Annotated in this window: 11 protein-coding genes and 1 pseudogene; 5 read left to right on the forward strand and 7 right to left on the reverse strand. The window is 71.6% G+C overall.

Translation table 11 applies throughout. From position 1 onward, the window contains the following. Positions 1-224: 224 nt before the first annotated feature. Complete coding sequence (locus ACFYNP_RS19125; RefSeq protein WP_388786649.1) at positions 225-2,225, reverse strand: CocE/NonD family hydrolase; 2,001 nt, start codon at positions 2,223-2,225, stop codon at positions 225-227. Between the two features lie 112 nt (positions 2,226-2,337). Then, positions 2,338-3,837 carry a peptide MFS transporter gene (locus ACFYNP_RS19130; RefSeq protein ID WP_388786652.1) on the reverse strand — a complete coding sequence of 500 codons (1,500 nt, stop codon included), beginning with the start codon at positions 3,835-3,837 and terminating at the stop codon, positions 2,338-2,340. Positions 3,838-4,027: 190 nt separating this feature from the next. Here ACFYNP_RS19130 and ACFYNP_RS19135 point away from each other — a divergent pair, with 190 nt between their 5' ends. From ACFYNP_RS19135 to ACFYNP_RS19155, 5 genes are all read left to right on the forward strand, one after another. Continuing rightward, complete coding sequence (locus ACFYNP_RS19135) at positions 4,028-5,038, forward strand: polyprenyl synthetase family protein (RefSeq protein WP_388786655.1); 1,011 nt, start codon at positions 4,028-4,030, stop codon at positions 5,036-5,038. Between the two features lie 258 nt (positions 5,039-5,296). Then, positions 5,297-6,517 (forward strand): outer membrane lipoprotein carrier protein LolA, encoded by a 1,221-nt coding sequence (locus ACFYNP_RS19140; RefSeq protein WP_388405445.1) that lies wholly within the window; start codon positions 5,297-5,299, stop codon positions 6,515-6,517. A gap of 83 nt (positions 6,518-6,600) precedes the next feature. After that, positions 6,601-7,551, forward strand: coding sequence for an ABC transporter ATP-binding protein (locus ACFYNP_RS19145; protein ID WP_388786658.1), 951 nt, complete (start codon positions 6,601-6,603; stop codon positions 7,549-7,551). Then, positions 7,538-8,443 (forward strand): ABC transporter permease, encoded by a 906-nt coding sequence (locus ACFYNP_RS19150; RefSeq protein WP_388405451.1) that lies wholly within the window; start codon positions 7,538-7,540, stop codon positions 8,441-8,443. Before ACFYNP_RS19145 ends, ACFYNP_RS19150 begins: the two co-directional genes overlap by 14 nt. A gap of 199 nt (positions 8,444-8,642) precedes the next feature. Further along, positions 8,643-9,248, forward strand: coding sequence for a TetR/AcrR family transcriptional regulator (locus tag ACFYNP_RS19155; RefSeq protein WP_388405453.1), 606 nt, complete (start codon positions 8,643-8,645; stop codon positions 9,246-9,248). Here the strand turns inward: ACFYNP_RS19155 and ACFYNP_RS19160 are convergent. The 5 genes and pseudogenes from ACFYNP_RS19160 to rarD all read right to left on the reverse strand — a co-directional run bounded on the left by ACFYNP_RS19160 (position 9,214) and on the right by rarD (position 15,451). Next, positions 9,214-9,804, reverse strand: coding sequence for a flavodoxin family protein (locus tag ACFYNP_RS19160; protein WP_388786662.1), 591 nt, complete (start codon positions 9,802-9,804; stop codon positions 9,214-9,216). The two genes, ACFYNP_RS19155 and ACFYNP_RS19160, sit on opposite strands and share 35 nt — an antisense overlap. 114 nt (positions 9,805-9,918) lie before the next feature. Further along, positions 9,919-11,265 (reverse strand): M28 family metallopeptidase, encoded by a 1,347-nt coding sequence (locus tag ACFYNP_RS19165; protein ID WP_388786665.1) that lies wholly within the window; start codon positions 11,263-11,265, stop codon positions 9,919-9,921. A gap of 344 nt (positions 11,266-11,609) precedes the next feature. Then, positions 11,610-12,059 carry a VOC family protein gene (locus ACFYNP_RS19170; RefSeq protein ID WP_388786668.1) on the reverse strand — a complete coding sequence of 150 codons (450 nt, stop codon included), beginning with the start codon at positions 12,057-12,059 and terminating at the stop codon, positions 11,610-11,612. A gap of 50 nt (positions 12,060-12,109) precedes the next feature. Further along, positions 12,110-13,885, reverse strand: a pseudogene (locus ACFYNP_RS19175) (ABC-F family ATP-binding cassette domain-containing protein). Between the two features lie 663 nt (positions 13,886-14,548). Then, positions 14,549-15,451 (reverse strand): EamA family transporter RarD, encoded by a 903-nt coding sequence (gene rarD, locus ACFYNP_RS19180; protein ID WP_388787007.1) that lies wholly within the window; start codon positions 15,449-15,451, stop codon positions 14,549-14,551. Positions 15,452-15,565: the final 114 nt, after the last annotated feature.

Here is a 15,565-nt window from a genome sequence, read left to right on the forward strand (position 1 = left end):
CGGAGCCCCGAACCGGGGGTGCAGGGGGCGCAGCCCCCGCCCGGGGTTCGAGGGGCGCAGCCCCTCAGGGGGTCTGGGGCGCAGCCCCAGGGGCCCGAACCCCTCAACCCGGCCGCACGGGCGGGAGGGCGGGCAGACCCCCCGGGGTCTGGGGCGGAGCCCCAGGGGCCGGAACCTGCCAACCCCGAGTAACGGGCGGGCGGGTGGGCAACTCCCCCCCCGGATCAGCCCGCTTCGCGGGGGACGCGGCGCTCCCACGTCCGGTGGAAGACGACCTCCCCGCCCTCCCGGCACACCACCTCGTCCCACGTCACGAAATCCGCCGCGTCACACGAGATCTCCGACCGTGTGTCGACCCGGACGTCCCACCCCAACTCCGGCCGGTGCAACCGGAGATGCCAGTCCGAGCGGGTCCGCGCGGACAGTGGATCGTCCGCTTCGATCGTGTACGTCTCCTTCGCGTCCTCCATGAATTCGAGCCCGTCCGGGTACACCCGGGTGCCCCCGTACCGCGGGTCGACCTCAAGGCGCCACTCGCCCTTCGCCACGTCCCGTACGACGAGCCGCTCCGGGCGCGGCTCGTCCAGCGGGGCCGGGTAGGAGACGCCGAGCGGTTCGGACTGCTCGGGGTCCGCGAAGGCGATCGTGTCGTCCGATGTCCGCTCCCTGAGCGGTAGTTGGAGCGAGGAACCGGCCGGGTCGAGGGTGAAGCCCACCGAGTCGGCCTGCGGCCAGATCCAGGGCCAGTACGCGGAGGACACCGCGAGCCGGATGCGGTGCCCCGGCGGGAAGGCGTGGCCGATGCCGTTCAGGTCGAAGGTCACGTCCTCCGTCGCGCCCAGCGGCCACGCGTCCGCGCGGTCCCGGCCGTGCCGGGCGGAGAGGTTCAGGACGCCCCGGGTGACCAGGGTCGAGGAACCGTCCGGGGCCACGTCGCAGAGGCGCGCGATCGCCTGGCCGAAGGGGACGTCCATGCGCAGCCGGAGCGTCACCCGCGGGCGGCCCAGGATCTCCAGGGGGCCGGAGCCGTCCGGTACCGGGAAGTCGAAGGCGGCCGAGTGGGCGTCCTCGGCGCGCTGGTCCGGGGGCAGGTCGGCGTCGTTGCCGAAGGGGAAGAAGCGGCCCGCGTCGATGCCGGTGTGCTGCGGCGAGCGCACCTGCACGGGTGCGCCCTGGAGCGCGTACGAGACGGGCGTGACGTGCGGCGAGGGCCAGGCCGGGTCGCCGACCCAGCGGCCCGGCAGCTCCGCGTAGACCGTGGCCGGCGGGTGCGACTCGCTGATCCAGGAGCGCAGCAGCGGCTCCTTCATCACGCCGGTCTCCTCGCCCTTGAGGTGGTGGTCCCACCAGCGCAGGGTCTCCTGGAGGAAACCGATCGCGGGCCCGGGCGGAAGGCCCCGGTCCGGGTATTGGTGCGACCAGGGCCCGATGAGACCGCGTACCCGGTCGGCGGGGAGGTGTTCCACCAGGCGCAGCACGGTGTCGCGGTACGGGTCGTGCCACCCGCCCACCGCGAGTACGGCCGCGCCGATCGCGCCGTAGTCCTCGCAGACGCTGCCGTGCTTCCAGTAGGCGTCCCGGGTCTGATGGGCGAGCCAGGTGTGGATGAACGGCTGCACCGCTTCGAGTCGCTCCAGCCACATTTCACGCCATTTTTCCCCGACGAAGAAGGGGTCCGGCGGGCGCGAGACGAAGGCGAGCATCGTCGCCGCCCAGGCGTGCATGTCGACGGCGAGCACCGAACCGCCCATGTAGTGGACGTCGTTGTCGTAGCGGTCGTCGGCCGAGCAGACCGTCACGATCGCCTTGAGCGGTTCGGGCGCGAGGGCGGCGATCTGGAGGCTGTTGAAGCCGCCCCAGGAGATGCCGAACATGCCGACCTTGCCCGTGCACCAGGGCTGCTGGGCAAGCCAATTGACCACCGCCACGCCGTCTGCCAGCTCCGTAGCGTCGTACTCGTCGCCCGGCAGCCCCTCGGAGCAGCCGTGCCCGCGGACATCGACACGCACCGAGGCGTAGCCGTGCCCGGCGTACCAGGGGTGCCGCTGCCAGTCGCGGGGAGCCGTCCAGTCGGTCAGCCGGTAGGGGAGGTATTCGAGCAGCGCGGGGACGGGCGCCTCGGTGACCGGGCGCCAGACGCGCGCGTACAGGAGCGTGCCGTCGGGCAGCGGGATCCGGACGTCCTCGCGCTGTGTCTCGTACGGGAATTCGGTGCGGATGTGCATGGCGGCGACCTCAGGGAACGGGGTTGCGTGCTCGGGGACTCTGGACGGCGACTCGGCGGACGGGGATTCGGCGGACGGCGACTCGGTGGACGGGGGCTCAGTGGACGGGGGCTCAGTGGACGGGGTGCATGGTGCGCTTGAGCCAGGGGGCGGCGACGATCACGGCAACGCCGACGAGCACCGCGATGGCGCCGTTCACGCCGAAGTACGCCGGGTTGGAGACCTTTCCGTACACCTTCACGGTCTGGGCCTGGATGCCGTTGGCCAGCGCCAGGGAGAGGAACCAGAGCGACATCGTCTGGCTGGCGAAGGCCCGTGGGGCGAGCTTGGTCGTGGCCGACATGCCGGAGGTCTCCAGCAGGATGTCGCCGAGCCCGAGCAGCAGGTACGAGCCGACGATCCACCAGGCGGCCATCTTGTAGGTGTCGCCGGAGTGCCCGGAGGTCGGCAGGACCATCAGGAGGAACGAGAGCCCGCCCAGGATGACGCCGAAGGCGATCTTGTTGGAGGCGTGCGGCTGGCGCGGGCCCATGCGGGCCCACACGGCGGCCACCACCGGCGCGAGCGCCACCTCGAACGCGCCGAGCGCGGAGGCGTACCAGCTCGCCGGGAAGTGGAAGCCGAGGATGCTCGTCTCGGCGTTGGTGGAGGCGAGCAGCATCATCGTCGAGTACGCCTGGAACAGGATGAAGTTGAACGCCACCGAGGCCAGGAACAGCACGACGTACGGCCGCAGCCGCCCGCGCTCCTCGGCGGTCACGCGGGGGCTGGCGAACATCACCGCGAAGTAGACGACCGGGGCGATCACGGAGATCAGCGTCAGGAGGTCGACGAAGCGGCCCAGCGTCAGCCAGCCGCCGAGCGAGAGCAGTACGGCGAGTGCCGCGACGACGACGACACCGAGCACGATGAGGCGGACCGCGCGGCGCATGCCCTCGGGTGGCAGCGCGAATTCGGCCGCGTGTTTGCGTCCGGCCAGGTGGCGCCGGCCGAGCACGTACTGGATCAGGCCGAACGTCATGCCGACCGCGGCCGCCGAGAAGCCCCAGTGCCAGCCCTTGTGGTCGCCGAGCCAGCCGGTGATCAGCGGGCCGAGGAAGGCGCCGATGTTGATGCCCATGTAGTACAGCGCGAACCCGGCGTCGCGCCGCTCGTCGTCGGTCCGGTAGAGCTTGCCGACCATGGAGGCGACGTTGGGCTTGAGCAGGCCGGTGCCCGCGCTGATCAGGCCGAGCCCGATCCAGGTCGCCGCGGCGGTGGGCACGGCCATGGCGTAGTGGCCGCAGGCGATGAGGATGCCGCCGTAGAGGACCGCGCGGTAGGAGCCGAGGATGCGGTCGGCGAGCCAGCCGCCGGCGACCGAGACCAGGTAGACGAGGGTGCCGTAGGCCGCCGACACGGAGGCCGCGTTGCCCGCGGACATGCCCATGCCGTCGTTCGCGACGGAGTCGGCGAAGTACAGGACGAGGATCGCCTGCATGCCGAGGAAGGAGAACCGCTCCCAGACCTCCAGGCCGGAGAGGGTGAGCAGGCCGCGGGGCTGGCCGAAAAAGGCGTGGTCGTCCTGCGGAGGCGGCTGCTCCGCGGCCGGATCGTCGGGGGCGTCGGTCATCGTTCCGGACAAAAGGTCCACTCCTGATCGTATGAGCTGATCCAGAACATACCGGGGTCCAAGGGACTGTGCGCGGGCGGTGACGGGAAGGCGCCCATGGTGATCGAACAGCGACCCGATACGCTGACTTGAGTGAAGGCAGCGACACATCGACAATCCGTGTGATCGTCAGCAGACAGGAGTACCCCTCGTGACCGTCGTCGGGCCGTTCGGGCTGAGCGTGCGGGACCAGGCACTTGAAGCCGATGTCCAGACCGGATTGGCGGCTGTCGAGGCGGGACTGCTCGATGCCACCAAGAGCGAGGTCCCGTTCATCACGGAGGCCGCGCAGCACCTCATCCGCGCAGGTGGCAAGCGATTCCGCCCGCTGATCGTGATGCTGGCGGCCCAGTTCGGAGATCCCTACGCGCCGGGCGTCGTGCCCTCGGCCGTGGTGGTCGAGCTGACCCATCTCGCGACGCTGTACCACGACGACGTGATGGACGAGGCCGATGTGCGGCGCGGCGTGGACAGCGCCAACACCCGCTGGGGCAACTCCATCGCGGTCCTCACGGGTGATTTCCTCTTCGCACGCGCCTCGCACATACTGGCGGATCTCGGCCCCGAGGCCGTACGGATTCAGGCCGAGGCGTTCGAACGGCTCGTCACCGGCCAGATCCTGGAGACCGCGGGCCCCCGTGAGGGGCGCGACCCGGTCGACCACTACCTCGACGTGCTGTCCGGCAAGACGGGCTCCCTCGTCGCGGTCTCGGGCCGGTTCGGCGCGATGATGTCCGGCGCCGACGAGTCGGTGGTCGACATCCTCACGCAGTACGGCGAGCGCCTGGGCACCGCCTTCCAGCTCGCCGACGACGTCCTGGACATCGCGAGCGACTCGCACGAGTCGGGCAAGACCCCGGGCACGGACCTGCGCGAGGGCATCCCCACGCTGCCGGTCCTGCACCTGCGGGCCCAGGCCGCGCAGCACGGCCGCCCGGAGGACCTGGAGCTGGTGGCGCTGCTCGACGGCGACCTCAGCGACGACGCCCGGCACGCGGAGGCGCTGCGCGGGCTGCGCGTCCACCCGGCCCTTGAGCAGGCGCGCAGGGACACCGTCCGGTACGCCGAGGAGGCGCGGGCCACCCTCGCGCCGCTGCCCTGCGGGTACGCCAAGTCCGCGCTCGAAGAGCTCTGCGACGCGGTCGTGCACCGAGCGGGCTGAGAGCCGAGTGCCGAGAGCCGGGGGGCCGGGCCGGAAGGCGGGCCCTTTCGGTTCTCACCCCTACGGGACGGGGTAGGCGACTCAGGGTTCCGTCATCCCAGAGAGGTACATGAGGTTGCTCCCGGGGGCTGACGCGCCGAGGCTCCGATTTTGGTCAGATGGGAGGCACCACTCCTGACCAATTCGGGTGAGAATGGCGGCGCGGGGTGGAACTGAGCACGACGGACGGACGCCGCCGACCACGGAGGTAGGGCACACATGGCACCGAACGACAGCGCACAGGCCACCGACGAGGCCAGGGACCTCGGCGCGGGCCGCCGCAAGGCGGCGCGCTACCTCGTCCCGGTCGCGGTGGCGGGGGTTGCGGCGGCGACCATCGGGCTCGTCCCGGCACTCGCCGCGGCCGGCGACCCCAGTCTGCCGAAGATCAGCGCACAGCAGCTCATCGAGAAGATGGCCGCATCCGACACACAGCAGCTCTCCGGCACCATGAAGATCAGCACGGACCTGGGCCTGCCCGGGCTCGGCAGCCTCGGCTCGTTCGCCCCCAAGGCCGGCGGCTCCGGCAAGTCCGCCGCTCCGGACGCGAAGCTCACCGAGCTGGCGTCGGGCACCCACACCCTGCGCGTCGCGGCCGACGGCCCCGACCGTCAGAAGGTGTCCATCCTGGAGGACGCGGCCGAGTACAGCCTGATCCACAACGGCAACGACATCTGGGCCTACGACAGCGGGTCGAACCAGGCGTACCACGCGCAGCGCTCCGCGGCCGACGCGGCGAAGGAGCACGGGAAGACGCCGGAGGCGGGCGTTCCGACCACCCCGAAGGCGCTGGCCGACCAGTTCCTGAAGAACGTCGACCCGACCACCGCGGTGTCCGTCGACGGTACGGCGCAGGTGGCCGGGCGCGATGCCTACCAGCTCCTGATCAAGCCGAAGCAGTCCGGCTCGACGGTCGGCTCGGTGCGGGTGGCGGTCGACGCCAAGACGGGCGTGCCGCTGAAGTTCACGCTCGCGTCGAGCGCCGGCGGCAAGGCCGTGGTCGACGCGGGCTTCACCAAGGTCGACTTCTCGAAGCCGTCCGCGGACACCTTCGCCTTCAGCCCGCCCAAGGGTGCGAAGGTCACCGAGGACGACGGCAAGCAGAAGCAGAAGCAGACGTTCAAGCCCGAGCAGAGCCTGCCCGGGGGCCTCGGCGGTCTGGGTGACGCCAAGAACACCAAGGTGATCGGTAAGGGCTGGACGTCCATCGCCGCCTTCGACACCGGCGGCAAGGGCATCCCGAAGGCCGACAACGGCAAGGGCGGCGGGGACGCGCAGAAGTTCCTCGACTCCCTGGGCGAGAAGGTCTCCGGCCCGTTCGGCTCCGGCACGGTCTTCAAGACGCGCCTGGTCAACGCCCTGATCACGGACAACGGCAAGGTGTACGTGGGCGCGGTGACGAAGGACGCGCTGGTCGCCGCCGCGAACTCGGCCAAGTAGTAACCCGGCTCGGCGGCAAGGGAGTCGAGGGGGTGACCCCTCGGCTCCCGGAGCCGGGCAGGGCGGCAGCGGGAAGGGGCGGAGTGGGGAACAGTCCAGCGGTCATCGAGACACACGGCCTCAGCAAGCGGTTCCGCGGTGGCCAGCTGGCCGTGAACGGGCTCGACCTCACGGTCCCCCGGGGCAGCGTCTTCGGCTTCCTCGGGCCCAACGGCTCCGGCAAGACCACCACCATCCGCATGCTGATGGGTCTCATCGAGCCGACCTCCGGCACCGCGAAGCTCCTCGGCAGCCCCATGCCGAAGGCCGCCCGCTCCGTGCTGCCCCGGGTGGGCGCCCTGATCGAGGGCCCCGCCCTGTACGGCTTCCTGTCCGGCCGGGACAACCTGCTGCGCTACGACGCCGCGGACCCCACCGCCGACCCCCGCACCCGTACCGCCCGAGTGACGGCCGCCCTGGACCGGGTGGGCCTGGCCGCGGCGGCGGGCAAGAAGGCGCGGGCGTACTCGCTGGGCATGAAGCAGCGCCTGGGTCTGGCCTCGGCCCTGCTCCAGCACCGTGAGCTGCTGGTCCTGGACGAGCCGACCAACGGGCTCGACCCCCAGGGGATGCGCGAAATCCGTTCCCTGATCAGGGAGTTGGCCGAGGACGGCACGACCGTCTTCCTCTCCTCCCACCTGCTCGACGAGATCGAGCAGGTCTGCTCGCACGCCGCGGTGATGAACCAGGGCCGGCTCGTCGTCCAGGGCGAGGTGGCGGAGCTGGCGGCGAACGCGCGCGGCCGGCTCGTGGTGACCACCCCGGACACCGGGGCCGCCGCCCGCCTCCTCAAGGAGCGCGGGATGGCCGAGGTGACGGTGGCCGGGGAAAACCGGGTGACCAGCGAACTGCCGCCCCAGGACGTGGAGTTGGCGGACCTCAATGCCGAGCTCGTACGGGCCGGGGTGCGGGTGCGCGGCTTCGCGGCCGAGCGGGCCTCGTTGGAGGACGCCTTCGTCGCGCTGACCGGGGAGGGCTTCGATGTCGCGGGCTGAGGTCGTGGAAGCGCCCCGGCGGGGTCCGGAGGCCGGGCCCGAGCGCCGGCCGAGCGTCCTGTGGTCGCTGGGCCTCTTCCGCTCCGAGCTGATCACGGTGCTGCGCCGCTGGCGCACGCTCGCGCTGCTCGCGGTCCTCGCGGCGGTGCCGATCCTGATCGGCATCGCGGTGAAGGTCGACACGGGCGGCCGCAGGGGCGGCGGCGGGGGCGGAGAGGGCGGCCCCGCGTTCCTTGCGCAGATCACCAACAACGGCCTCTTCCTGGTGTTCGCGGCCCTCGCCGCCACCTTGCCGGTGTTCCTGCCGATGGCGGTCGGCGTGGTCGCGGGCGACGCGGTGGCGGGCGAGGCCGGCTCGGGGACGCTGCGCTATCTGCTCGTCGCCCCGGCGGGCCGCACGCGGCTGCTGCTCGCCAAGTACGCCTCGGTGCTGGCCTTCTGCCTCATCGCCACGCTCGTGGTGGCGGCGTCGGCGCTCGCGGTCGGCGCCCTGCTCTTCCCGCTGGGCGAGGTCACGACGATCTCCGGTACGCAGATATCGTTCGCCGACGGGCTGCTGCGGGCCGTGGCGATCGCCGGCGTGGTGGCGGTCTCACTGTCCGGTATGGCCGCGCTCGGGCTCTTCATCTCGACCCTGACCAACAGCGGGATCGCGGCGATGGCCACGACCATCGGGCTGCTGATCACCGTCCAGATCCTCGGTCAGATACCGCAGCTGCACGCGATCGGCCCGTATCTCTTCCCGCACTACTGGCTGTCCTTCGCGGACGTCCTGCGCGAGCCCGTCTACTGGGACCAGCTGGTGAAGAACTTCGAGCTCCAGGCCCTGTATGTCGCGGTCTTCGGCTCGGCGGCCTGGGCCCGCTTCACGACGAAGGACATCACTGCGTGAGAGGCTGTCCGGCGGCCGAGCGGCCGGAACGGCCGACGGAACCGGCGGGCGCGACAGCGCGCGGAAGTGTCCGGAACGGACCGGTCGTGCGAGCCGACCCCCGTCCAGCTCGACACGACACGTTCCGTTTCCTGCGTCATTGTTGGAGTCGTGGGCTCGGCTGTCAATCCGGTTACGGACGCCCTCGTAGAGTGAGGGCATGATCACCTCGTCCGGATCCGCTCCGAGCCCCAGGCGCCGCAGCGAGAAATCACGCCGGGCGACGCTCGCGGCCGCGCTCGAACTGTGTGCGGAGAACGGATACGGCAAGGTCACCATCGAGGCGATCGCGGCCCGTGCGGGCGTCAGCAAGAAGACCATCTACCGCTGGTGGTCGACGAAGGGCGCGGTACTGCTCGACGCGGTGGTGGAACTGGTGGTGAGCCAATCGGAGTTCCCCGACACCGGGGACATCGATGTCGATCTGCGCACCCACATCGGCATGCTGGTCAACTTGTTCAACTCGCCGGTGATGGGCCCCGCCTACCGGGGGATCCTCTCCCAGGTGCTGCACGACGAGCAGCTGGCGAGGGCCGTCAACGACGAGCTGGTGATCCCGCGCGTGGCCCTGGTCTACGAGCGCATGCGCGGCGCCCAGGAGCAGGGCCAACTGCCCCCGGACGCCGATCTCCCGCTGGCCGTGGAGATGCTCTACGGCCCGCTGTACTACCGCCACGCGCTCGGCCGGCCGATGCCCGGACCGGAGCGGGTGGAGCTGCTGGTGGCCCATGTCATGCGGGCGTTGCGGACCCCGGAGCGGCCCTGAGGGGCGTGCCGCCGAAGAACGTCTTGGCGCGGGCGACGGCCTCGGTGTCCTGCGCGATCTCGCCGGGCTGGACGGCACTGCCGAGCAGGACCCCGCCCCAGTCGAGGCCCAGGTAGGCGGCCGAGTTGCGCAACGTGCCCACCAGGGGGTCGGCCGTGGAGAGGTCGCTGCCGGCGAGCACGGTCACGCCCCACAGGGTGCGCCCCGCCATCCGCTGCCGGAAGTCGAGTCCGGGGGTGCGGAGCCAGCCCGCCCAGTGGTCGAGGTAGTGCTTGACCGGGGTGGACACGCTGTACCAGTACAGCGGCGAGGCGATGACCAGATCGGTGGCGTCCAGGGTCGCGTCGAGCAGGGTCGCAGCGTTCCCGGTGGGGGCGGCCAGGTCGCGCTGATCGGTGTGGCTCAGGTCGCGGAACGCGGGGAGTTCGAAGTCGGTGAGGGTCAGCCAGCGGGCGGTGTCGCCCGCCGGAAGTTGCTCGGCCGCCTGCCGGGCCAGCGTCTCGGTGTTGCCCCCTGCGCGTGTACTGCCCAACAGGAAAAGGAAGTTGCGGGCCATGGTGCCCTCCGTGAGTCATCCAAAGGCGTATGCGCATGCAGTATATGCACGCGCATACGCCGGACGGGAGGGTCTGTCTCCCGGACCGGTCCCGGGGGATGGGGAAGCTCTGGGTCAGAAGGTGAGCTTCCAGCTGTCGAGGTAGCCGGTGTCCTGCGGGCCCTTGTCCTGGAGCTTCAGCTTCCAGGTGCCGTTGGCCGTCTCCGACGAGGCGTTCACGGTGTAGGTCGTGTCGATGTTGGGCGTCGCGTCGGACGACGAGTTGTGCAGCCGGTAGGAGCGGCCGCTCGGCCCGACCAGATCGATCACCAGGTCGCCGCTGTAGGTGTGGACGGCCTTCACGCCGACCTTCAGCGCCGAAGGGGCGTTCCCCGTACGGCCGTTGACGGTGATCGAGGACGTCACGGCAGGTCCCGGCGAATCGGGGACGGCGAGGTCCGTGGTGTTCTCGAAGGTGCTGCCCGGGTCGGGCGGCGTACTGCCTCCGGCGGCCAACTGCCACAGGGCGTAGGCGATGGCGTCGCTGTTGTGGTCGAGAGCCGTCGTGTCGATGTTGGAGCTGGTGTCGCAGGAGGCGTGGTAGCAGGCGTCGAACTCCTGGCCCACCGAGCCGCCCCACTTCTGCGCCTGGGCGGCGGTCTTGGTGTAGTCGGCGCCGGAGAACAGACCGCCGACGGGGATCCCCGCGCTCTTGAACGGGGCGTGGTCGGAACGGCCGTCACCCTCGGTCTCGATCTCGGTGGGGATGGAGAGGGTGGCGAAGTAGTCCTTGAACACCTTCTCCAGGGTGGGGTCGTCGTCGTAGACGAAGTAACCCGGGTTCGGCGAGCCGATCATGTCGAAGTTCAGATACCCGGAGATCTTCGAACGATCGCCGCTCGCAAGCGAGTTGACGTAGTAGCGCGAGCCGACCATGCCCAGCTCCTCGGCGCCCCACCAGGCGAACCTGAGGTGCTTGTCGGGCTTGAGCTGGGCCCGTGAGACGGCGAGCGCGGTCTCCAGGATGCCGGCCGAACCGGATCCGTTGTCGTTGATGCCGGGCCCTGCGGTGACCGAGTCGAGGTGTGCGCCGGCCATGACGGTCCGGGAGGCGTCGCCGCCGGGCCAGTCGGCGATCAGGTTGTAGCCGGTGGCGCCGGACGAGCTGAACTGCTGGACGGAGGTGGTGAATCCGGCAGCGTCCAGCTTGCCCTTCACGTAGTCGAGCGAGGCCTTGTAGCCGGACCGGCCGTGGGCGCGGTTGCCGCCGTTGGCGTTGGCTATCTGCTGGAGCTGGGCGAGGTGCGCCTTGACGTTGGCTACGGGTATGTCGGGCGCGGCGACCGCCACCGGGCTCACCTGGGCGGGGGCTTCGGGCGCGGGGGCCGCGTAGACGGCGGGTGCGAGCACGCCGACGGAGAGCGCGGCGGTGGCCAGCGCCACGCCTGCGGTCAGGGTGCGTGGGGAGTGCGGAGTGCGCATGGGGGGCTCCGTGTTCCGTTCGGGGATGGGACGGAAACGCGAGGCCGATGGTCAAGGAGAGGTAGAGGGGGCGTCAAGAACGTAAACCGGCCAGGGGTGTTCGGATTCCGGACGGTGTACGGGTGGTCAACTGGGGCCAAACGGTGGGTGATTGGGCCATCTCCGGCCGGTCCTGGCCGGGGGCGACTCGCGGTGTCGTAGGGGTGCGAGAGCACGGGCGTGCCGGGGTGCGGGTGTGCCGGGGCGCCGGTATGTGGGTGCGCGGGGATGCGGGGGTGCCGGGGTGCGGGTGTGCGGGGATGCGGGGGTGCCGGGCGGGACCGTAGGGCTGGACCGGGCACGGCCTAGTGCACGCAGAATTCGTTGCCCTCGGGGTCCGTCATCAAGGTGAACTCCGCTCCTGCTTCCCTCACTTGACGCTGCACCGTGGCCCCGAGCCCGGCGATGCGGTCGACCTCGGCGGCCCGCTCCCCGGGCGCCGAGTGGACGTCGATGTGCATCCGGTTCTTCACCGTCTTCTTCTCCGGCACCCGTTGGAACAGGATGCGCCGACCGAGGCCCGTGCCGCTGTCGGGGTCGTAGGAGTCGTCCGGATGCCGGACGGCGACCAGATCGCGAAAGGCGATCCGGCCGCCGTGTTCGAGGGTGAGATCCGGCCCGATGGCCCCGGCCGCGCTCAGCCGGTTGATCAGCAGGCTGTTGTCCTCGACCTCGTAGCCGAGGGCGGCAGCCCAGAAGTCGGCCTGGGCGTGCGGGTCGGAGGCGTCCACTACGAGCTTCCAGTGCAGGGTCATGGGTTCGTTATAACCCGCGCACCGGTGGCCCGTCCCGCGGCCCGTCCCGGTCAGCGCACCGGCGCTCCGGCGCGCAACTCCAGTCGATCGCCACTGAAGGAGGCCCGGAAGCGGCGGTCGTGCGAGACCACGACGACCGCGCCCGGATAGTCGGCCAGTGCCTGCTCCACCTCCTCCACCAGGGCGAGCGACACGTGGTTCGTCGGCTCGTCCAGTACGAGGAGGTCGGCGGGGCGGGTCACCAGAAGGGCGAGCTCCAGCCGTCGTGGCGGTGCCCCCGGCCCCCCCCCCCCCCGCCCCCCCCCGGGCGCCCCCCGGGCCCCGCCCCCGGCCCGGGGGTGCTCCGCGGACTACACCGGGGGCCCCGGGGGGTCCCCCGGCGGGGGGCCCCCCGGCGGGGGGGGCGGCCCCCCCCCCCCCCCCGCGACCGGCACCGCGAAGTCCTCCTCGCGGAACAGGCCGAGGGCCAGGAGTTCATCGGCGTACTCCTCGGGGAGCCCGGGGCGTCCCGAGGCGAAGGCGCCGAGGAGCGGAGTGCGGGTCGGCGAATGGCTCAACTCCTGTGCCAGATAGCCGATGTGACGTGTCGTCCGGTGCACGGTCCCGGCATCCGGGCTCAGCCGTCCGGCGAGGACGCGCAGGAGGGTCGTCTTGCCCGCGCCGTTGGGGCCGGACACGAGGAGGCGGCTGCCCGGTTTGACGCTCAGGGCGGGCACGTCCAGGCGGTCGCCCACCACGACCCCGGCCAGCTCGACGAGCGGGCCGTCGAAGCCGGCCGCCGCCGTGGTGAGGCGGGCGTGGAACCGCAGGGGCGGCGGCGGGGCCGCGACCGGCTGCCGCTCCAACTGGTCCAGCCGCGTCCTGGCCGCCCTGACCTGCCCGGACAGTTTGGCCTCGGAGGAACGGCGGTGCTTGCCGAAGCCCTGGCCCGGGTCCTTTCCGCTTGCCGCGAGCCGTTGCCCGGCGGCCTCGACGAGTCCTCGGGTACGGGCCAGCTCGGTGAGCCACTCCTGGTGTGCCAGCTCCCGGCGGTGCCGCGCGGCGGCCCGGGCCGTACGGTATCCGGCCCAGCCGTCGCCGTACCGGGCGACCGTGCGCAGGTCCCGGTCCACCTCCAGGATCGTGGTCGAGACGCGTTCGAGGAAGGCGCGGTCGTGGGTGACGACCACCACCGTGCCCCGGTGGGCGCGGAGTTGCTCCGCGAGCCAGTCGGTGGCCTGGTGGTCCAGGTGGTTCGTCGGCTCGTCGAGCAGGAGCAGCTCGGGGGCGGCGGCCAGGACGCAGGCGAGCGCGAGGCGGGACTGTTCGCCGCCGGAGAGCGTGCCGAGTTCGCGGTCGCGGGTGAGGTGGGCGAGGCCCAGGGCGTTGAGGGTGGCGGCGGTGCGGGGTTCCGCGCGGTAGCCGTCGCGGTTCTCGTACGCGGTCAACAGGTCGCCGTACGCGGCGAGTTGGGCCTCGGTGGCGCGCTCGCCCGCCTTCGCGAGTGCCGCTTCGGCGGTGTGGATGGCGGCTTCCAGGGCGCGTAGCTCGGCCAGGGCGTGGTCGATGGCGTCCTGGACCGTGCGGTCCGGGGCGAGGTCCAGGGTCTGGGCGAGGTGGCCGGTGCCGCCGGGGAAGACGGAGGTGACCTCTCCGGAGTCCGGCTGCTCGGCGCCGGCGAGCAGCCGCAGCAGGGTGGACTTGCCGGAGCCGTTCTCGCCGATGACGGCGGTCCTGTCGCCGGGGCGGACGGTGAGGCTCACCTGGTCCAGTACCCGGCGGTCGCCGTACGCCTTGCAGACGGCGGTGAGGGTCAGCTGGGAGGGGGTGTGGTCGTGCGAGGGCATGGGTGTCCCTTGGTGTACTCGGTACGGGGTTCCTTCCGGGGTGGGGTTGGGTGCGGCTGCTGCCGCGGGGGGCTCAGCGGAAGAAGTAGTACGAGTACGTGACCATGTGCCCAGGCTAGCCGGGGTGCGGTCGGGGTGTCCCCCCATTTACAGGGGCCCCTGGGGGGTTTGCCCACCCGCCCGCCCGTTGCCCGGGATCGGTTGGTTTCGGCCCCTGGGGGCTCCGCCCCCAGACCCCCGCAGGGGGCGCAGCCCCCTGCACCCCCGGTTCGGGGCTCCGCCCCGGACCCCGTATCGCGCCTTAAGGGCGCTCGTCCTCAAACGCCGGACGGGCTGAAGTGCCCGATACCGGCCCGTATCGATCAGCCGGACGGGTTGGAGATGCCTCCACCGGTCCGTACCGGTCAGCCGGACGGGCTGAAGTGCCCGATGCGGGCCAGCACCGAGGCCTTTAGGGGCGCGGGAAACGGCGCGAGAGGCGACCACGGTCCGCACCCGGAAGGGGGGTTGGGGGCGCGGGGAACTGCGCGAGAGGCGACCACGGTCCGCACCCGGAAGGGGGTTGGGGGCCCAGGGAACTGGGCGACAAGCCGCGCACGGTTCGCAGGTGACGGGCCCCCGGAGGGTTGTGGGAAGGGGCGGGGTGGGGAGGGAAAAAAGGCCCTACGAACCCTGCGGCTGGGGCGGCGCGGAGGCCAGCGGCGGGGTGTGGGCCAGGGCTTCGGACAGGGCGCGGCGGGTGGCGCGGGCCGTGCGGAGGGCGTCCCAGGTCAGCGTGGTGAGGGCCAGCCACACCAGCGCGAAGCCCGCCCAGCGCTCCGGCGGCATCGCCTCGTGGAAGTAGGCGATGCCGAGCAGGAACTGGAAGACCGGCGCCAGGTACTGGAGCAGCCCCAGCGTCGAGAGCGGCACCCGGATCGCGGCCCCGCCGAAGCAGATCAGGGGGATGGCGGTCACGACGCCCGTCGCGGCCAGCAGCACCGCGTGCCCCGCGCCGCCGGTGGCGAACGTGGCCCGCCCCTGCCCGCCGAGCCACAGCAGATAGCCGAGCGCGGGCAGGAACTGCACGGCGGTCTCGGCGGCCAGGGACTCCAGACCGCCGAGGTTCACCTGCTTCTTGACCAGGCCGTACGTCGCGAACGAGAACGCCAGGGTCAGCGAGATCCACAGCGGCTGCCCGTAGCCCACGGTCAGGACGACGACCGCCGCCGCACCCACGCCCACCGCGACCCACTGGGCGCGCCGGAGCCGTTCCTTCAGGATCAGCACGCCCATCGCGATGGTCACGAGTGGGTTGATGAAGTAGCCGAGGGACGCCTCCACCACATGGCCGGAGTTCACCGACCAGATGTAGACGCCCCAGTTGACCGTGATCACCGTCGCGGCGACGGCTATCAGGCCGAGCTTGCGGGGCCGGCGCACCAGCTCGCCGATCCAGGCCCAGCGGCGCATCAGCAGGAGCACGACGGCGACCAGGCCGAGGGACCACACCATGCGATGGGCCAGGATCTCCATCGCGTCCGCCGGCTTGAGCAGTGGCCAGAACAGGGGGACGAGCCCCCACATGCCGTACGCGCCGATTCCGTACAGCAGTCCGGCCCGCTGTTGTCCCGCCGGCCCCACTGGTCCCCCTGGTCCCCCTGGCCCTGCCGGTCCCACCGGTCCCGCCGAATCCTTGGC

This window comes from Streptomyces sp. NPDC006691 (assembly GCF_042869955.1).
Lineage (GTDB): Bacteria > Actinomycetota > Actinomycetes > Streptomycetales > Streptomycetaceae > Streptomyces.